The following is a 16,933-nucleotide window of genomic DNA, read 5'->3' as shown; positions in this document are numbered from 1 at the left end:
AGTTCGCTTTCAGGTGGCCCGGCGCAGTTTCGGCCTTGCCGTCCGCGCCGGGTGCCGGCCAATCATTCCCACTCGATCGTCGCTGGCGGCTTGCTCGACACGTCGTAGGTCACGCGGTTGATGCCGCGCACCTCGTTGATGATGCGGCCCGACACCTTCTTGAGCAGCGCATACGGCAGCTCGGCCCAGTCGGCGGTCATGAAGTCGCTGGTCTGCACGGCGCGCAGCGCCACCACGTAGTCGTAGGTGCGGCCGTCGCCCATCACACCGACGCTCTTGACCGGCAGGAACACGGTGAAGGCCTGGCTGGTGAGGTCGTACCAGGTCTTGCCGGTTTCCGGGTCGACGAAGTTGCGCAGTTCCTCGATGAAGATCGCGTCGGCGCGGCGCAGCAGGTCGGCGTATTCCTTCTTCACTTCGCCGAGGATGCGCACGCCCAGGCCCGGGCCGGGGAACGGGTGGCGGTAGACCATCTCGGGCGGCAGGCCGAGTGCCACACCGAGCTCGCGGACCTCGTCCTTGAACAGGTCGCGCAGCGGCTCGAGCAGCTTCAGGCCCAGTTGCTCCGGCAGTCCGCCCACGTTGTGGTGGCTCTTGATCGTCACGGCCTTCTTGCTCTTGGCGCCGCCCGACTCGATGACGTCCGGGTAGATGGTGCCCTGCGCCAGGAAGGTCGCGCCCTTGTGGCCCCCATCGCCGGCCTTGAGCTTGGCGGCCTCCTGCTTGAACACGGTGACGAACTCGCCGCCGATGATCTTGCGCTTGGCTTCGGGGTCGCTCACGCCGGCGAGCTTGCCGAGGAACAGGTCGCTGGCGTCGACGCGAATCACCTTCGCATGGAGCTTGCCCTCGAACATCTCCATGACCAGGTCGCCCTCGTTCAGTCGCAGCAGGCCGTGGTCGACGAAGACGCAGGTCAGCTGGTCGCCGATGGCGCGGTGGATCAACGCAGCGGCCACCGACGAGTCGACACCGCCGGAGAGGCCGAGGATGACCTCCTCGTCGCCCACCTGCGCGCGGATCTTCTGCACCGCCTCGGCGATGTGGTCGCGCATGACCCAGTCGGGCTTGGCCTCGCAGATGCCGAGCACGAAGCGCTCGAGGATCGCCTTGCCCTGCACGGTGTGCGTGACCTCGGGGTGGAACTGCACCGCGTAGTAGCGGCGCGCCTCGTCGGCCATGCCGGCGATGGGGCAGCTGTCGGTGCTGGCCATCAGCTTGAAGCCGGGCGGCAGCTCGGTGACCTTGTCGCCGTGGCTCATCCACACGTTGAGCATGCCGTGGCCTTCGGGCGTGGTGAAGTCGGCGATGTCCTTGAGCAGCGCGGTGTGGCCGTGGGCGCGCACGGCGGCAAAGCCGAACTCGCGCTGGTGGCCACTCTCGACCTTGCCGCCGAGCTGGTGCGCCATGGCCTGCATGCCGTAGCAGATGCCCAGCACCGGCACACCGAGGTCGAACACGGCCTGCGGGCACTTGTCGGTGGTGTCCTCGTAGACGCTGGCATGGCTGCCGGACAGGATCACGCCCTTGAGGTGCCCGTCGGCGGCGTACGCGCGCACCCAGTCGTCGGTCACGTCGCAGGGATGCACCTCGCTCAGCACATGCGCCTCGCGCACGCGGCGTGCGATCAGCTGGGTGACTTGCGAGCCGAAATCGAGGATGAGGATCTTGTCGTGTTGCATGGGCATGGACTCAGAGCGTTGAAATGTCGAACAGCTTCACGCCCGCGGAGGGCGCAGCCTGGATGAGTTGCTCGTCGAGGGTGGCGAGCGGGAGGTCGAGCGAGCGGGCCAGCCAGAGGTAGCCGGCGTCGTAGAGCGACACGCCGGCATCGATGGCGACGGCCAGTACGGCCTTGTGCTGGGCGGGGGCGAGCTCGTGCAGTTCGACCCGGTGGCGGATGGCATCAAGCACGCTCCACAGCCCTTCGATCGCGGACGACGGAATGCGGCCGCTGCGCACGCCGTTGGCGAGGATGTTGGCACATTCCCACTGCCAGGCGTTGGGCGCCTGCGGCTCGACCTCGTCGCGGCGGATGGCGGCGTAGAGCTTGCGGGTGTGCGCGTTGGCGTGGTCGGGCAGCAGCCACGCGGCGGTGACCGAGGCGTCCATCACGAAGGCGGTCATGCCTGCTGCCCTTCTTCGCGCAGGGCGCGCACGGCAGGCCCGGGGCGGATCGATGCATGCAGCGCGTCGATCTGCCGCAGTTCGCGCTCGATCTGCTCGTCGGTAATGACTGGCTTGCGGCGCACCGGCAGCATCCGCACCACCTCTTTGCCGTGGCGCGTGATGCGAACCTCCTCCCCCTTCTCGACCAGGTCGATCAGGGCCGAGAAGTTGTTCTTGGCTTCAGCGATGCCGATGGATTGCATGGGGGCCAGAATTGAAAAGTCTGGCCCGAATTTTAACCACGATCTGGCCCGACTCGAAAAGTCGGGCCAGAATCAGGGTCACTCGGCGCGGTAGTTCGGCGCTTCCTTCGTGATCTGCACGTCGTGCACATGGCTCTCGCGGATGCCGGCCGTCGTGATCTCCACGAACTCGGCCTTGTTCTTCATGTCCTCGATGGTGGGGCAACCACAGTAGCCCATGCTGGCGCGAACGCCACCGGCCATCTGGTAGATGATCGAGACGATCGAGCCCTTGTACGGCACCCGGCCTTCGATGCCTTCGGGCACCAGCTTGTCGGTGTTGGGGTTGCCGGTGCTCGACTCCTGGAAGTAGCGGTCGGCGCTGCCCTGCTGCATCGCGCCGATGGAGCCCATGCCGCGGTAGCTCTTGTAGCTGCGGCCCTGGTACAGCACGATTTCGCCCGGCGCCTCTTCGGTGCCGGCGAACATGCTGCCCATCATGACGGTGCTGGCGCCGGCGGCGATGGCCTTGGCGATGTCGCCCGAGTAGCGCACGCCGCCATCGGAGATGAGCGGCACGCCGGTGCCCTGCAGCGCGGTGGCGACGCTGTCGACCGCCATGATCTGCGGCACGCCCACGCCGGCCACGATGCGGGTGGTGCAGATGGAGCCCGGGCCGATGCCGACCTTGACCGCATCGGCACCGGCATCGGCCAGCGCGCGCGCGGCGTCGCCGGTGGCGATGTTGCCGCCGATCACGTCGACCTGCGGGTAGTTCTGCTTGACCCAGCGCACGCGGTCGATCACGCCCTTGCTGTGGCCGTGCGCCGTGTCGACCACGATGGCGTCGACGCCGGCGCGCACCAGCGCTTCGACGCGCTCTTCGGTGCCCTCGCCCACGCCCACCGCCGCGCCCACGCGCAGCCGGCCGTTCGGGTCGCGCGCCGCGTTCGGGAAGGTGGTCTGCTTGGTGATGTCCTTCACCGTGATCAGGCCCTTGAGCTCGAAGGCGCCGTCGATCACCAGCAGGCGTTCGAGCTTGTACTTGTTGAGCAGCGCCTTGGCGTCGGCCAGCGTCGTGCCGTCGGGCACGGTGATGAGCTTGTCGCGCGGCGTCATGATCTCGCTGACGGGCGCGTTGTAGCGGGTCTCGAAGCGCAGGTCGCGGCCGGTCACGATGCCGACCACCTTGCCGGCGTCGACCACCGGGAAGCCGGAGATGCCGAGTTGCTCCGACAGTGCCATCACCTCGCGCACCGTGTGCGTGGGGGTGATGACCACCGGGTCGCGCAGCACGCCGGATTCGTAGCGCTTGACCTTGGACACCTCGGCCGCCTGCTGCTGCGCCGTGAGGTTCTTGTGCACGATGCCCATGCCGCCTTCCTGCGCGATCGCGATCGCGAGGCGGGCCTCGGTCACGGTGTCCATCGCCGCGGAAACCAGCGGCAGGTTCAGCGAGATGTTGCGGGAAAACTGGGTGGAGAGGGAGGTGTCCTTGGGCAGGACCTGGGAGAACGCTGGCACCAGCAACACATCGTCGAAGGTGAGCGCTTTGCCGAGAAGGCGCATGGGGAAGGCTCCAAAAGACGGATTGTAACGAGGCTTGCCCGCGGTCGCGGCGCGACGCCGGGTTGCCCTCTTCCGTACGGCCCCGCGTTCCGCCGCGGACTGTGCCCGAATACCAACTGTCATCCGGCCCGCGGCGGCCCAAACATATTGCAAAACGTAAGGGAGCGCTAAACTGCCCGCATGAACTTCGTGCGCTTGCTGATGCTGTGGGGTGTGTGCGTGCTGCCGCTGGCCGCGAGCGCGCAGTGGCAATGGGTCGACAAGGACGGCAAGAAGGTCTTCAGCGATCAGGCCCCGCCCACCGACGTGCCCGAGAAGAACATCGTGCGGCGCCCCGGCTCGCCGAGTGCACGTCCTGCCTTCGCGCCCGCCCCTGCAGAGCCGGCCGTGGCGGGTTCCGAACCGGCCCGTCCGCCCGTCGGCGCGGCCAGTGGCGCCCGACCGACCGGCGTCGACAAGGAACTCGAAGAGAAGACGCGCAAGGCCGAAGAGGCCGAGAAAGCCAAGCAGGCCGCGGAAGCGCAGAAGGTCGCGAAGGCCAAGGCCGACAACTGCAACCGGGCCCGCCAGGGCAAGGCCACCTTCGACAGCGGCATCCGCGTGGCACGGCTCAATGCCCAGGGCGAGCGGGAGGTGATGGACGACAAGGCGCGCGCCGTCGAGCAGCAGCGCCTGCAGAGCATCATCGACAGCGACTGCAAATGACGGTGCGCCCGGCGCTCCGAGCCGGGCTGCGACGCTTCACCGTACCCTCTTGCCTCAGTACCCGGCCTTGCCGCCCTCGCGCTGCCGCGCGAACAGCCCCGTGCCCTTGCGGCCCTGCTGCTTGAAGCGCTCGCGCCGCGCGACCTTCGGATCGACCAGCAGCGCGCGGCACAGTTCGACCCGATCGCCTTCGGCCAGCACCTGATCCCATCCGGCGGCACGGCCCCAGATGCCCGCGGTCAGCGCACGCCAATCCAGGCCCGCGAAACGGGCCGGCAGGCCGCTCGCACGCACGGCGTCTTCCAGGGTAGTGCCCGGCGGCAGCGTCAGCATTTCCTCGAAAACGGTGCGGGGCGCCGGCGCACAGACCAGCGTGACGGCGACCATCAGGTGGCTCCGTAGACCTGTTCAGCGCGTTTGACGAAGGCCTCGACCAGGCTGGACGCGATCTTGTCGAACACCGGGCCAACGAGCGCCTGCAACGCGAAATTGCTGAAGCCGTAGCTCAGGTCGAGTTCCACGCGGCAGGCGCGCTCGCCCGCTTCGCCGACGGGGTTGAACTTCCAGTGGCCATCGAGGTTGGAGAACGGCCCCTCGACCAGCTTGAGCTGCACCTCGCGTCCCGGCACATGCGTGTTGCGGGTGGTGAACTGCTGGCGCAGCCCGCCGAAGGCGAGGCCGACCTCGGCGGTCATGCCCGCCTCGCCTTCCTCGATCACGCGGGCGCGGTCGCACCACGGCAGGAACTCGGGGTACTTGGCCACATCGGTGACAAGGGCGTACATCTCATCAGCGCTGTACCAGATGAGAACGGACTTGTGGACGGTTTTCATAGAATCGACACGGTGTGTGCGTTTCGATTGTATTGATGCCATGCGCCCCCATCTGAGATCGCCATGGCCACCAAGAAACAACAAGACTCCTCCGCCCGCATCGCCGACAACAAGAAGGCCGCCTACAACTACTTCTTCGAGGAGAAGTTCGAGGCCGGCCTCGTGCTCGAGGGCTGGGAGGTGAAGTCGCTGCGCGAGGGCAAGGTGCAGCTCACCGACGGCTATGTGGTCATCCGCGACGGCGAGATGTTCGTCGTGGGCCTGCAGATCAACCCGTTGCGCAGCGCCTCGACCCACACCACGCCGGATTCGATCCGCACCAAGAAGCTGCTGCTGCACAAGGAACAGATCCGCCGCCTCACCGGCAAGATCGAGCAGAAGGGCTACACGCTCGTGCCGCTCAACCTGCACTGGAAGGCCGGCAAGGTGAAGTGCGAGATCGCGCTCGCCAAGGGCAAGGCCGAGCACGACAAGCGCGACACCATCAAGGACCGCGAAGGCAAGCGCGAGGTCGAGCGCGCCATGAAGAGCCGAAACCGCTGAACCGCCGACAGGACCGACAACCATGGCCATCCAACCGCTCGACGCCAGCCGCAGCAATCCCAGCGAAGGCGGACCCAGCTTCTCGCTGTCCAACCGCCTGCTGCGAGGCGCCTGGAACCTGACCTGGCTGGTCTTCGCGTCCTGGACGCCGACGCCGCTCAAACCGTGGCGGCGCTTCCTGCTGAAGCTGTTCGGCGCCAGGCTCGGTGTCGGCGCCGACGTGCGTGGCAGCGCGCGTGTCTGGTACCCGCCCCATCTGCATCTGGAAGACCGCGCGGTGCTGGCCCAGCATGTGAATTGCTACAACATGGCGCCGATCCACCTCGGCCCGGACGCGCTCGTGTCGCAGGGCGCCCACCTGTGCGCCGGCACGCACGACATCACGTCGCCGGTATTCCAGCTGACGACCCGGCCGATCACCATCGGCGCGAGGGCCTGGATCGCCGCCGGCGCCTTCGTCGGGCCCGGTGTCGTGGTGGGCGAAGGCGCCGTGCTCGGTGCCTGCGCCGTGACCTTCAAATCGCTCGAGCCCTGGGGCGTCTACGCCGGCAACCCGGCCCAGCGGATCAAGACGCGGGTGCTGCGCACCTGAGCTTATTTCGAGGGCGATGGAATAAGCGCGCGTCGCCCGGTGTTCATCCAGCAATCGCCATGGACACCCGCCCGCTCGTCGACCACATCCCCAGCCTGCGCCGCTATGCGCGGGCCTTGACCGGCGACGCCTGGGCCGCCGACGACCTGGTGCAGGACACGCTCGAGCGCGCCTGCGTCAAGTGGCGGCTCTGGACGGCCGGCACCGACCTGCGGGCCTGGCTCTTCACGCTGATGCACAACGTCTTCGCCAACCAGGTGCGCCGTGCGCCGCCACGCGCCATGGTGGACGTCGACGAGGTCGGGCATGAACCGCACGGCGCCGATGCCGACGCCGGCCTCGAGCGCACGCTCGACCTGCAGCGCTGCCTGATGCTGCTGCCAGACGACCAGCGCGCCGTGCTCCTGCTGGTGGCGCTCGAAGACCTGTCGTATGCCGAGGTCGCCCGGATCCTCGCGATTCCGGTGGGCACCGTGATGTCGCGGCTTTCGCGGGCGCGTGCCCGCCTGCACGCGCTGATGGAAGGCGCGGCGTCGACCGACAGCCGTCCGGCCTTGCGTCGACTCAAATGAAGGCGGCCACGCCATGAACCACCCTCCGCCACCCCACCACGAGCTTCCCGACTGGGAAACGCAGCGTGCCGCCCTGCGCCAGTTGCACCGCGACGTCCTTGATGCACCGATCCCACCGGCACTGCTCGCCGCCGCTGGCCAAGCCGATCGCCGCTTCGCACGCCAGGCGCGATGGACGCGCTGGGGCGGCTTGGCTGCAGCAGTGTTGATCGCCTTCGGCGCCGGCTGGCTGGCCAACGGGCAATGGACGTCCGCCAGCGGCGCGAGTCAACTGGCCCGCGTGCCGGCTACGCGCGAGTTCGTGCATGCGGCGTCCGTGGCCCATGCCGTGTACGCGCCCGAGAAGCGTCACCCGGTCGAGGTGGCCGCCGCGGAGGAACAGCACCTGGTCCAATGGCTCTCGCGCCGGCTCGACAAACCGCTGAAGATGCCCGACCTGTCGGCCGAAGGCTACGCGCTGGTGGGCGGCCGGCTGCTGCCCGGCGACACCGGTGCGCGCGCACAGTTCATGTTTGAAGACCGTGGCGGCCAGCGCGTCACGCTCTACCTGGGAACGCTGGCGACGCCGGCCGACGCCACGCAAGCCGGCGAATCGGCCTTCCGTTTTTCGACCGACGGGCCGGTGCCCAGCTTCTACTGGGTCGACCACGGCTTCGGGTATGCCCTGGCCGGGAAACTCCCACGCGACGCGTTGCTGCGGCTGGCCACGCTGGTGTACCGTCAGCAGTGACGCTCCTGCGCGTCCACCCTGTCACACAAGTTTTTTTAACCGAAGGAGAACTCTCCATGAAACTGCTCAGCACTTCCATCCTCGCCATTGCCCTGCTGTCCGGCTGCGGCATGATGAACAAGACCGCGTCGGCACCCGACACGCCCACCCGCACGGCCGATGGCGTGCTGGTCGGCCCGAACGGCATGACGCTCTACACCTTCGCCCGCGATACGGTGGGCAGCGGCAAGTCGGCCTGCAATGGCCCCTGCATCACCAACTGGCCTGCACTGGTCGCCCCCGATGCCGCCCAGCCGATGGGCGCCTACAGCGTCGTCGTGCGCGACGACGGCAAGAAGCAGTGGGCCTACAAGGGCGCCCCGCTCTACTACTGGGCCAAGGATGCCAAGGCCGGCGACCGCACCGGCGACGGCGTGGGCGGCGTCTGGAAGATCGCGCGCCCCTGAACCGATCGGAGCCTCGACGAAAAGCCGGCTCGCGCCGGCTTTTTCATGGGCAATCGATGTTCAGCCTGCGCGACGCGCGCGTACCGCCAACAACTCGTTGACGACCAGCGCGCCCACCACGACTGCACCGCCTGTCAGCACGGTGGCGCCCGGCACCTCGCCCGCGCCGATCCACGCCAGCGTGATGCCGAAAATCACCTCCAGAAGCGCCAGCAGCGACACCTCCGGCGCACTCAACACACGGGCGCATATCACCGAAATCACGCACGGGATCGCCAGCTGGAACACGCCGAGGAAGCCCAGCAGCATCAGGTCGCGGCCGGTGGCCTCGAGCGGCCAGGCGAGCGGCAGCGTCAGCAGCGAGGACAGCACGGCGCCGATCAGCACGGCAGGCACGAGGTCGATGCGCTGTCCTTGCGCATTCGCATGCTGCACCGATGTCCAGTTGGCGGCACCGGCGATGGGCACGCACAACGCCACCAGCGTGCCCAACCATTCGCCGTTGCCCAGTTGCGCGCCGTACATCCAGCCGATGCCCACGCCGGCCGCCGCGATGGCGAGCCAGGTGCGCAGCGGCAGTCGGTGGCCGATGAAGAGGCGTGCCGCCAGCGCGGTCAGCAGCGGCCCCGTGGCCAGCGTGACCAGCACATTCGCAGTGCTGGTCAGCGTGAGCGCCACCATGAAGGCGGTGAACATCACGCTCCAGCAGACGCCGGAGACCCACAGCGCTCGCCCGCCCTGGCGGATGTTCGAGAAAACGCTGCGCCCCTGCCAGGCCGGCAGGATGACCAAAAGCGCGAGCGCGGTGAACGCGCTGCGCCAGAAGGTCACCTCGAAGCTTCGCGCCCCCTCGAGATGGCGCGTGACGACGCCGGCCGTGGCCCACATCAGGGTCACGCCGACCATCATCCAGACCGCACGGCCGTGGGTCAGGGTCAAGGCGGCCCCAAACGCTGAGCCGAAGATCAGCGGCCGGCGCGCTTGCGTTCGCTTTCCTTGAGGAAGCGCTTGCGCAGGCGAACGCTCTTGGGCGTGATCTCGACCAGCTCGTCGTCCTCAATGAATTCCACGCCGTACTCCAGCGTGAGTTCGATCGGCGGCGTGATCTTGACCGCGTCTTCTTTGCCGGACACGCGGAAGTTCGTCAGCTGCTTGGTGCGGGTGGCGTTCACCACCAGATCGTTGTCGCGGCTGTGGATGCCGACGATCATGCCTTCGTACACCGGGTCGTTCGCCTTGACGAACATGCGGCCGCGGTCGTCGAGCTTGCCCAGGGCGTAGGTGAAGATTTCACCGTCGTCCATGGAGATCAGCACGCCGTTCTTGCGGCCGCCGATGTCGCCCTTGTGCGGCTCGTAGCTGTCGAAGATGTTGCTGATGAGGCCCGAGCCGCGCGTCAGGTTCAGGAATTCGTTGGTGAAGCCGATCAGGCCGCGCGCCGGAATGCGGTACTCGAGGCGGACACGGCCACGGCCGTCCGGTTCCATGTTGACCAGCTCGCCCTTGCGCTCACCCAGGGCCTGCATCACGCCGCCCTGGTGCTGCTCTTCGATGTCGGCGGTCACCAGCTCGATGGGTTCGTGCTTCTCGCCGTTCACGTCCTTCATCACCACGCGCGGCTTGCTCACGGCCATCTCGAAGCCTTCGCGGCGCATGTTTTCCAGCAGGATGGTCAGGTGCAGTTCGCCGCGGCCCATGACTTCGAAGATGCCTTCTTCGTCGGTCTCGGCCACGCGCAGCGCCACGTTGTGCTGCAGTTCCTTCTGCAGGCGGTCCCAGATCTGGCGGCTGGTGACGAACTTGCCTTCGCGGCCAGCCAGCGGGCTGGTATTGACGCAGAAGTTCATGGTCAGCGTCGGCTCGTCGACCTTGAGCATGGGCAGCGGCGACGGCTTGGCCGGGTCGGTCACGGTGACGCCGATGTTCAGGTCGGCGATGCCGTTGATCAGCACGATTTCACCCGGGCCGGCCTCGGTCGCCTGCACGCGCTCCAGGCCCTGGAAGGTCAGCACCTGGTTGACGCGGCCCTTGATGGCCTTGCCATCCGGGCCTTCCATGACCACCACGTCCATCATCGGCTTGATGGTGCCCTGGCTGATGCGGCCCACGCCGATGCGGCCGACGAAGGTCGAGAAATCGAGTGCCGAGATCTGCAGTTGCAGCGGGGCGTCCGGATCACCCTTCTGGGCCGGCACGTGCTTGAGGATGGTGTTGAACAGGGCCGACATGTCGGGGCCCCACTGTTCGCCCGCTGCGCCTTCTTCCAGCGATGACCAGCCGTTGATGCCCGAGGCATACACCACGGGGAAATCGAGTTGTTCGTCGGTCGCGCCGAGCTTGTCGAACAGGTCGAAAGCGGCATTGACCACGAAATCGGGGCGTGCGCCCGGCTTGTCGACCTTGTTCACCACCAGGATCGGCTTCAGGCCCAGGGCCAGCGCCTTCTTGGTCACGAAGCGCGTCTGCGGCATCGGGCCTTCCTGCGCATCGATCAGCAGCACCACGCCGTCGACCATCGACAGCGCGCGTTCCACTTCACCGCCGAAGTCCGCGTGGCCGGGGGTGTCGACGATGTTGATGTGCGTGCCTTCCCAGGTCACGGCGCAGTTCTTGGCCAGGATGGTGATGCCGCGTTCTTTTTCGATCGCGTTGTTGTCCATCACGGTGTCGACGACCTTCTCGTGCTCGGCGAAGGTGCCGGACTGGCGCAGCAGCTGGTCGACCATCGTGGTCTTGCCATGGTCCACGTGGGCAATGATGGCGATGTTGCGGATTTGCTTGGGGGTACTCATGGTGTGGTCTCGCAGAGAGTTGCGTTCGCTGGTGCGTTCAAAAGGATTTGCTGGATTTCGATGGGGTTCAGCAAGCGCCCCGGGATCAATTCGTTGGCCATGACATGGGCCGTGCCGAGGAAGGCCGCCGGCTCCTCGCCGAAGACGGCCACCTCGGTGGCGTCGGCCCAACCGCCGCGGCGGCGCAGGCCCGACAGGAAACGCGCCGCATCTTCCGTGCCCAGCGTGACGCGGCTGTGGCCGGCGACCAGCGCTTCGGCCGGCAGCAGGCGGGCCAGGCGTTCGTCCTCGGACATCGCTTCCAGTGCCTCGATCGTGACGCATTGCGTCTCGGTGAAGTTGCCGGTGGCGGTGCGCCGCAGCGACGTGAGGTGCGCGCCGCAGCCCAGCGCCTCGCCGATGTCTTCGCCGAGCGTCCGGATGTAGGTGCCCTTGCTGACGGTGGCGACGAGGCGGAGGGTGTCTGGCGACAGCGCGGTCAGCGCCAGCGCGTGGATCGACACGTCGCGCGGTGCCCGCTCGACGTCAATCCCCTCGCGGGCGTATTCGTAGAGTGCCTTGCCGTCCTTCTTCAGGGCGCTGTGCATCGGCGGCACCTGGCGGATGGGGCCGGTGAACTGCGCCGTCACGCGCGTCAGATCGTCGGGCGTCACCTGCACCGGGCGTTCGGAGATCACCTCGCCCTCGGCATCGCCAGTCGACGTTTTCACGCCAAGCTGCACCGTCGCCACGTAGGTCTTGTCTGCATCGAGATGCAGCTGGCTGAACTTGGTCGCCGCGCCGAAGCACAGCGGCAGCACGCCGGTCGCGAGCGGATCGAGCGTGCCGGTGTGGCCCGCCTTCTCGGCGCGCAGCAACCACTTGGCCTTCTGCAAGGCCTGGTTGCTGGAGAAACCCAGCGGCTTGTCGAGCAGCAACACCCCATGCACAGGGCGCCGCTGCACCCGTGTGCGTGGCGCGTGCATGGCTATTCCTCTTTCGAGCGCGAAGCGACGGCCTGGGCGATCAGCGCGTTCATGTCGGCCGCACGCTCGGTGGTGCGGTCGAACAGGAAGTGCAGCGTGGGCACCGTGTGGATCTGCAGGCGCTTGAACAGGCCGTTGCGCAGGAACCCCGCAGCCTGGTTCAGCGCTTCGGTCGTGACGACCGGGTCGCCCACGAGCAGGCTGAAGTAGATCTTCGCGTGCGCGTAGTCGGGCGTGACCTCGACCGCCTGGATCGTGACCATGCCCACGCGCGGGTCCTTCAACTCGCGCGCGATCAGCTCCGTCAGATCGCGCTGGATCTGATCGGCCACCTTGAAGGCGCGGTTGGGGGCGGCGGCTTTGCGCTTTGGCATCGTCGTTGTCGCTGGGGCGCCTTACAGCGTCCGGGCGATTTCCTTGATTTCAAAGAATTCGAGCTGATCGCCCTCTTTGATGTCGTTGTAGTTCTTGAGCTTGATACCGCACTCGAAGCCTTCGCGTACTTCGCGGACGTCGTCCTTCATGCGCTTGATCGAATCGACCTCGCCCGTGTAGACCACCACGTTGTCGCGCAGCAGGCGGAAATGCGCGCTGCGGTTGACCGACCCGGAGGTGATGTACGAACCCGCGACCGTGCCGATCTTCGAGGCCACGAACACCGTGCGGATCTCGGCCGAGCCGATGATTTCTTCGCGACGCTCGGGCGCCAGCATGCCGGACATCGCCACCTTCACCTCGTCCACGGCGTCGTAGATGATGCTGTAGTAGTTCAGCGTCACGCCGTTGCCTTCGGCCAGCTTGCGCGCGCCGGCGTCGGCCCGCACGTTGAAGCCGATGACGACCGCCTTCGACGCGATGGCCAGGTTGATGTCGTTCTCGCTGATGCCGCCGACACCGGCGTATACGATCTGCACCTTGACCTCGTCGGTCGCCAGCTTGAGCAGCGACTGGGCCAGCGCTTCCTGCGAACCCTGCACGTCGGCCTTGATGATCAGGCGCAGCGTCTGCACCTCGCCCGCCGACAGGTCGGTGAACATGTTCTGCAGGTTCGACGCCTGCTGCTTGGCCAGCTTGGTGTTGCGGAACTTGCCGGCACGGTAGGTGGCGATTTCGCGCGCACGGCGCTCGTCGGCCATCACCATGAACTCGTCGCCCGCCTGCGGCACTTCGGTCAGACCCTGGATTTCCACCGGGATCGACGGACCGGCCGTCTTGATCGGCTTGCCGTCCTCGTCGAGCATGGCGCGCACGCGGCCGTAGGTCGAGCCTGCGAGCACCACGTCGCCGGTCTTGAGCGTGCCGGACTGGACCAGCACGGTCGCGACCGGGCCGCGGCCCTTGTCGAGCTGGGCTTCGATGACCAGACCCTTGGCGGCGGCATCCACCGGCGCCTTGAGTTCCAGCACTTCGGCCTGCAGCAGCACCTGCTCGAGCAGTTCGTCGATGCCCTGGCCGGTCTTGGCCGACACCGGCACGAACGGCACGTCGCCGCCATACTCTTCGGGCACGACCTCTTCGGCCACCAGTTCCTGCTTGACGCGGTCCGGGCTGGCATCGGGCTTGTCGATCTTGTTGATCGCGACCACGATCGGCACACCTGCCGCTTTCGCGTGCTTGATGGCTTCCTTGGTCTGCGGCATGACGCCGTCGTCGGCCGCCACCACCAGGATGACGATGTCGGTGGCCTGCGCACCGCGGGCACGCATGGCGGTGAACGCCTCGTGACCCGGGGTGTCGAGGAAGGACACCATGCCGCGCGGCGTCTCGACGTGGTAGGCGCCGATGTGCTGCGTGATGCCGCCGGCTTCGCCCGCGGCGACCTTGGCGCGCCGGATGTAGTCCAGCAGCGAGGTCTTGCCGTGGTCGACGTGACCCATCACGGTCACGACTGGCGCACGCGGCAGGGATTCACCGGCCTGGGCGCCGACGTCCTCGTCGGTGAAGGCTTCCGGATCGTCCAGCGCAGCGACCACGGCCGTGTGGCCCATGTCCTCCACGATGATCATCGCGGTGTCCTGGTCGAGAGACTGGTTGATGGTCGCCATCATGCCGAGCTTCATCAGCTGCTTGATGACTTCCTGCGCCTTGACGGCCATCTTGTGGGCCAGTTCGGCCACCGTGATGGTCTCGGGCACATGCACTTCGAGCACGCGCGCCTCGACCGGTGCGGCCGGCGTGTGGTCCTCGTGTCCGCCACGGTCGTTGCCGCGACGGCCGCGCGGGCCCCCGCGCCAATTGCCGCGACCGACGCCACCGCTGGCATCGCCGCGTGTCTTGATTTCCTTCTTCTTGGCCGGATCGCCCGCCCAGCTCGACGAGAGCTTGGCCGACTTCACGTCCTTGCTGGCACCCGGAGCCGTCGCGGCGCCCGGGGCGGCAGGTGCACCCGGACGCGCTGCGGGCGCGACCGGCTTGTGCAGCGTGCCCTTGACGGCCGGCTTCGGCACTTCCTTTTCGGGCGCCTTGTGCGGCACCAGCACACGGGCCGGTGCGTTCATCATGGCGCGGATGGCCTCGGCTTCGGCCAGGGCCTTGCGGCGGCGCTCATCCAGGTCCTTGGCGCGGGCGGCTTCCTCGTCGGCGCGGGCCTTCGATTCGGCGGCGGCCTTGGCCTTGGCGTCTTCCTTGGCCTGCGTGGCGGCGACCGCATCGGCCGTCGCCTTGCTCGTGGCGGCGTCGGCTACCGCGGCGACAGGCGCGACCTCGGGCGCAGCCTTGCCGACCACGGCGGTCGCAGCGGCCTTTTCCTTGGCAGCCGCAGCCGCCTTGGCTTCGCGCTCGGCCACTTCGGCCTGCTCGGCGCGCTCGGCCTTCTCGCGTTCGCGGGCTTCGGTTTCCTCGCGCTGGCGACGCTTCTCGGCCAGTTCTTCTTCCTGGCGGCGGATCAGCTCGGCCTGGCGGCGTGCCTCTTCCTCACGGCGGCCGAGTTCGGCTTCGTCAATCTTGGGCGCAGCAGGCTCGCTCACGGGTGCCGCGGCGGCCGGCGTCGGCTCGGGCGTGCTGCCGGGGCCTTCGTCGCGCTGGATGAAGGTGCGCTTCTTGCGCACTTCCACCTGGATCGTGCGGGCACGGCCGGTGGCGTCCGCCTGCTTGATCTCGCTGGTCGATTTCTTGACCAGGGTGATCTTCTTGCGCTCGGGCTCCGCCGTGCCGTGGCTGGCCTTCAGGAAGCCGAGCAGGCGTTGCTTGTCCGCCTCGGTGAGCGCGTCGGTCGGCGCGGCTTTCGCCACGCCTGCGCTCTTGAGCTGGTCAAGCAGGATTTCGGGGGTCTTCTTGAGTTCGTTCGCGAACTCGGCGACTGTGGTGCTGGACATATGTGCTTCGTGCTCCCATGACCGTCACTCTTGGCCCGCGAACCAATGTTCACGGGCTTTCAAGATGAGGGCTTTGGCGTCATCGGCGCTGTGGCCGGTGATCTCGGTGAGTTCGTCGACCGCGAGGTCGGCCAGGTCGTCGCGGGTGTGGACACCCGCCTCGGCCAGCTTTGGAATGAGCTCGGGGTCGAGGCCTTCGAGGTCGCGCAGATTCTGCGAGACGCCTTCGGCGCTTTCTTCCTTCGCGATTTCCATCGTGAGCAAAGCATCCTTGGCACGGGTGCGCAGCTCATTGATCGTGTCTTCGTCGAAGCTCTCGATTTCGAGCAGCTCGGAGATCGGCACGTAGGCCACTTCTTCGAGGCTGGTGAAACCTTCGTTGATCAGGATGTCGGCGATTTCCTCGTCCACATCGAGCTTCTCCATGAAGAGCTTGCGGCTCGAATCGGTTTCGAGCGCCTGCTTCTGGGCAGACTCGTTCGCGTCCATGATGTTGATTTTCCAACCCGTCAGGTCGGACGCCAGGCGCACGTTCTGGCCGCCGCGGCCGATGGCGATGGCGAGGTTTTCCTCGTCGACCACCACGTCCATGGCATGCTTTTCTTCGTCGACCACGATCGACGACACGTTGGCCGGGGCCAGCGCGCCGATCACGAACTGGGCCGGGTCTTCGGACCACAGCACGATGTCGACGCGCTCGCCGGCGAGTTCGTTCGTCACCGCGTTCACACGGGTGCCGCGCACGCCGACGCAGGTGCCGATCGGGTCGACACGCTTGTCGTGCGAGAGCACGGCGATCTTGGCGCGCGAACCCGGGTCACGGGCGCAGCTCTTGATCTCGAGCAGACCCTGCTCGATCTCGGGCACTTCCTGGCGGAACAGCTCGATCATGAACTCGGGCGCCGAGCGCGACAGGATGATCGGCGCGCCGCGCAGCGTCAGGTCGACTTCCATGATCATGGCGCGCACGCGGTCGCCGTTGCGCAGGTTTTCCTTGGCGATCATCTCGCTGCGGCGCAGGCGCCCTTCGACACGCCCGGCTTCCACGATGATGTCGCCCTTGTCCAGGCGCTTGACGGTGCCCACGAAGATCTTGTCGCCGCGCGACATGAAGTCGTTGAGCAGCATCTCGCGCTCGGCGTCGCGGATCTTCTGCAGGATCACCTGCTTGGCGGCCATGGCGCCGATACGGCCGATCGGCACCGAGTCCACCGTTTCCTCGATGTACTCGTCGACCTCGATGTCGGGCATCTCTTCCTTGGCTTCGAACAGGAGGATTTCCTGGTCGGGCAGCTGCAGGCCGGCTTCATCGGGAACGACGTGCCAGCGGCGGAAGGTTTCGTAGTCGCCGCTGTCGCGGTCCACGGCCACGCGGATGTCCACGTCGCCCTGATGGAGCTTCTTGGTGGCTTGCGCCAGTGCGGATTCGACCGCGCCGAAGACCACGTCGCGTTCGACGTTCTTCTCGCGCGAGATCGCATCCACCAACATCAACATTTCGCGATTCATGCCACTACGCTC

Annotated in this window: 18 protein-coding genes; 6 read left to right on the top strand and 12 right to left on the bottom strand. The window is 67.0% G+C overall.

The features are described 5' to 3' along the window. Positions 1 to 62: 62 nt before the first annotated feature. The 4 genes from guaA to guaB form a co-directional block, all read right to left on the bottom strand. Positions 63 to 1,682 (bottom strand): glutamine-hydrolyzing GMP synthase, encoded by a 1,620-nt coding sequence (guaA, locus tag N8A90_RS12565; protein WP_262075238.1) that lies wholly within the window; start codon positions 1,680 to 1,682, stop codon positions 63 to 65. 10 nt (positions 1,683 to 1,692) lie between these two features. Further along, positions 1,693 to 2,127, bottom strand: coding sequence for a type II toxin-antitoxin system VapC family toxin (locus N8A90_RS12560; protein WP_262075237.1), 435 nt, complete (start codon positions 2,125 to 2,127; stop codon positions 1,693 to 1,695). After that, positions 2,124 to 2,372, bottom strand: a complete 249-nt coding sequence (locus N8A90_RS12555; RefSeq protein ID WP_262075236.1) for a type II toxin-antitoxin system Phd/YefM family antitoxin — start codon at positions 2,370 to 2,372, stop codon at positions 2,124 to 2,126. Before N8A90_RS12555 ends, N8A90_RS12560 begins: the two co-directional genes overlap by 4 nt. A 78-nt stretch (positions 2,373 to 2,450) precedes the next feature. Beyond that, on the bottom strand, positions 2,451 to 3,920 hold the full coding sequence (guaB, locus tag N8A90_RS12550; protein WP_262075235.1) for an IMP dehydrogenase: 1,470 nt from the start codon (positions 3,918 to 3,920) through the stop codon (positions 2,451 to 2,453). A 180-nt stretch (positions 3,921 to 4,100) separates the two neighbouring features. On the opposite strand from guaB, the gene N8A90_RS12545 reads away from it, so the two are divergent. Continuing rightward, the gene (locus N8A90_RS12545; protein ID WP_262075234.1) at positions 4,101 to 4,625 is read left to right on the top strand and encodes a DUF4124 domain-containing protein; all 525 of its coding nucleotides are present in this window, start codon (positions 4,101 to 4,103) and stop codon (positions 4,623 to 4,625) included. 54 nt (positions 4,626 to 4,679) lie between these two features. On the opposite strand, the gene N8A90_RS12540 is transcribed toward N8A90_RS12545, so the two are convergent. Together N8A90_RS12540 and N8A90_RS12535 are read right to left on the bottom strand one after the other, a co-directional pair. Beyond that, positions 4,680 to 5,012 (bottom strand): RnfH family protein, encoded by a 333-nt coding sequence (locus N8A90_RS12540; protein WP_262075233.1) that lies wholly within the window; start codon positions 5,010 to 5,012, stop codon positions 4,680 to 4,682. After that, the gene (locus N8A90_RS12535; RefSeq protein WP_262075232.1) at positions 5,012 to 5,458 is read right to left on the bottom strand and encodes a type II toxin-antitoxin system RatA family toxin; all 447 of its coding nucleotides are present in this window, start codon (positions 5,456 to 5,458) and stop codon (positions 5,012 to 5,014) included. The genes N8A90_RS12540 and N8A90_RS12535 overlap by 1 nt, the downstream gene beginning before the upstream one ends. Positions 5,459 to 5,521: 63 nt before the next feature. On the opposite strand from N8A90_RS12535, the gene smpB reads away from it, so the two are divergent. From smpB to N8A90_RS12510, 5 genes are read left to right on the top strand one after another with little or no spacing between them, the layout of a single operon-like run. After that, positions 5,522 to 6,001 carry an SsrA-binding protein SmpB gene (gene smpB, locus N8A90_RS12530; RefSeq protein WP_262075231.1) on the top strand — a complete coding sequence of 160 codons (480 nt, stop codon included), beginning with the start codon at positions 5,522 to 5,524 and terminating at the stop codon, positions 5,999 to 6,001. 22 nt (positions 6,002 to 6,023) lie between these two features. Then, a complete protein-coding gene (locus tag N8A90_RS12525) occupies positions 6,024 to 6,593 on the top strand; it encodes a putative colanic acid biosynthesis acetyltransferase (RefSeq protein WP_262075230.1) in 570 nt (189 codons plus the stop codon). Positions 6,594 to 6,652: 59 nt separating this feature from the next. Further along, a complete protein-coding gene (locus tag N8A90_RS12520; protein WP_262075229.1) occupies positions 6,653 to 7,165 on the top strand; it encodes a sigma-70 family RNA polymerase sigma factor in 513 nt (170 codons plus the stop codon). 13 nt (positions 7,166 to 7,178) lie between these two features. Further along, a complete protein-coding gene (locus N8A90_RS12515; protein ID WP_262075228.1) occupies positions 7,179 to 7,895 on the top strand; it encodes an anti-sigma factor family protein in 717 nt (238 codons plus the stop codon). Positions 7,896 to 7,951: 56 nt separating this feature from the next. Then, positions 7,952 to 8,341 (top strand): ATP-binding protein, encoded by a 390-nt coding sequence (locus N8A90_RS12510; RefSeq protein WP_262075227.1) that lies wholly within the window; start codon positions 7,952 to 7,954, stop codon positions 8,339 to 8,341. Positions 8,342 to 8,401: 60 nt separating this feature from the next. Here the strand turns inward: N8A90_RS12510 and N8A90_RS12505 are convergent, their stop codons facing one another. Genes N8A90_RS12505 through nusA form a run of 6 tightly spaced genes read right to left on the bottom strand, consistent with a single transcriptional unit; the run spans position 8,402 to position 16,921 of the window. After that, on the bottom strand, positions 8,402 to 9,280 hold the full coding sequence (locus N8A90_RS12505; protein ID WP_262075226.1) for a DMT family transporter: 879 nt from the start codon (positions 9,278 to 9,280) through the stop codon (positions 8,402 to 8,404). A 26-nt stretch (positions 9,281 to 9,306) separates the two neighbouring features. Continuing rightward, positions 9,307 to 11,133, bottom strand: coding sequence for a translational GTPase TypA (typA, locus tag N8A90_RS12500; protein ID WP_262075224.1), 1,827 nt, complete (start codon positions 11,131 to 11,133; stop codon positions 9,307 to 9,309). Next, positions 11,130 to 12,098: a tRNA pseudouridine(55) synthase TruB gene (gene truB / locus N8A90_RS12495; RefSeq protein WP_262075222.1), complete on the bottom strand. Its 969-nt coding sequence runs from the start codon at positions 12,096 to 12,098 to the stop codon at positions 11,130 to 11,132. Before truB ends, typA begins: the two co-directional genes overlap by 4 nt. 2 nt (positions 12,099 to 12,100) lie before the next feature. Next, positions 12,101 to 12,472, bottom strand: coding sequence for a 30S ribosome-binding factor RbfA (rbfA, locus tag N8A90_RS12490; RefSeq protein WP_262075221.1), 372 nt, complete (start codon positions 12,470 to 12,472; stop codon positions 12,101 to 12,103). Positions 12,473 to 12,493: 21 nt separating this feature from the next. Next, positions 12,494 to 15,412: a translation initiation factor IF-2 gene (gene infB / locus N8A90_RS12485; RefSeq protein ID WP_262075220.1), complete on the bottom strand. Its 2,919-nt coding sequence runs from the start codon at positions 15,410 to 15,412 to the stop codon at positions 12,494 to 12,496. A 24-nt stretch (positions 15,413 to 15,436) separates the two neighbouring features. Further along, a complete protein-coding gene (gene nusA, locus N8A90_RS12480) occupies positions 15,437 to 16,921 on the bottom strand; it encodes a transcription termination factor NusA (protein WP_262075219.1) in 1,485 nt (494 codons plus the stop codon). Positions 16,922 to 16,933 lie beyond the last annotated feature (12 nt).

It is taken from the genome of Variovorax sp. N23 (assembly GCF_025486315.1).
In the GTDB taxonomy this organism is placed as follows: Bacteria; Pseudomonadota; Gammaproteobacteria; order Burkholderiales; family Burkholderiaceae_C; genus Variovorax.
The sequence above is the reverse complement of the archived record's forward strand: the minus strand, read 5'-3'. Positions and strand labels throughout refer to the sequence as shown.

Bases quoted from the DNA above. Each gene is read 5' to 3' on its own strand.
- N8A90_RS12540 (WP_262075233.1), bottom strand. From the start codon at position 5,012: ATGGTCGCCGTCACGCTGGTCTGTGCGCCGGCGCCCCGCACCGTTTTC.
- N8A90_RS12525 (WP_262075230.1), top strand. From the start codon at position 6,024: ATGGCCATCCAACCGCTCGACGCCAGCCGCAGCAATCCCAGCGAAGGC.
- rbfA (WP_262075221.1), bottom strand. From the start codon at position 12,472: ATGCCAAAGCGCAAAGCCGCCGCCCCCAACCGCGCCTTCAAGGTGGCC.
- N8A90_RS12555 (WP_262075236.1), bottom strand. From the start codon at position 2,372: ATGCAATCCATCGGCATCGCTGAAGCCAAGAACAACTTCTCGGCCCTG.
- guaB (WP_262075235.1), bottom strand. From the start codon at position 3,920: ATGCGCCTTCTCGGCAAAGCGCTCACCTTCGACGATGTGTTGCTGGTG.
- smpB (WP_262075231.1), top strand. From the start codon at position 5,522: ATGGCCACCAAGAAACAACAAGACTCCTCCGCCCGCATCGCCGACAAC.
- guaA (WP_262075238.1), bottom strand. From the start codon at position 1,682: ATGCAACACGACAAGATCCTCATCCTCGATTTCGGCTCGCAAGTCACC.
- N8A90_RS12545 (WP_262075234.1), top strand. From the start codon at position 4,101: ATGAACTTCGTGCGCTTGCTGATGCTGTGGGGTGTGTGCGTGCTGCCG.
- truB (WP_262075222.1), bottom strand. From the start codon at position 12,098: ATGCACGCGCCACGCACACGGGTGCAGCGGCGCCCTGTGCATGGGGTG.
- N8A90_RS12560 (WP_262075237.1), bottom strand. From the start codon at position 2,127: ATGACCGCCTTCGTGATGGACGCCTCGGTCACCGCCGCGTGGCTGCTG.
- typA (WP_262075224.1), bottom strand. From the start codon at position 11,133: ATGAGTACCCCCAAGCAAATCCGCAACATCGCCATCATTGCCCACGTG.
- nusA (WP_262075219.1), bottom strand. From the start codon at position 16,921: ATGAATCGCGAAATGTTGATGTTGGTGGATGCGATCTCGCGCGAGAAG.
- N8A90_RS12535 (WP_262075232.1), bottom strand. From the start codon at position 5,458: ATGAAAACCGTCCACAAGTCCGTTCTCATCTGGTACAGCGCTGATGAG.
- infB (WP_262075220.1), bottom strand. From the start codon at position 15,412: ATGTCCAGCACCACAGTCGCCGAGTTCGCGAACGAACTCAAGAAGACC.
- N8A90_RS12520 (WP_262075229.1), top strand. From the start codon at position 6,653: ATGGACACCCGCCCGCTCGTCGACCACATCCCCAGCCTGCGCCGCTAT.
- N8A90_RS12510 (WP_262075227.1), top strand. From the start codon at position 7,952: ATGAAACTGCTCAGCACTTCCATCCTCGCCATTGCCCTGCTGTCCGGC.
- N8A90_RS12515 (WP_262075228.1), top strand. From the start codon at position 7,179: ATGAACCACCCTCCGCCACCCCACCACGAGCTTCCCGACTGGGAAACG.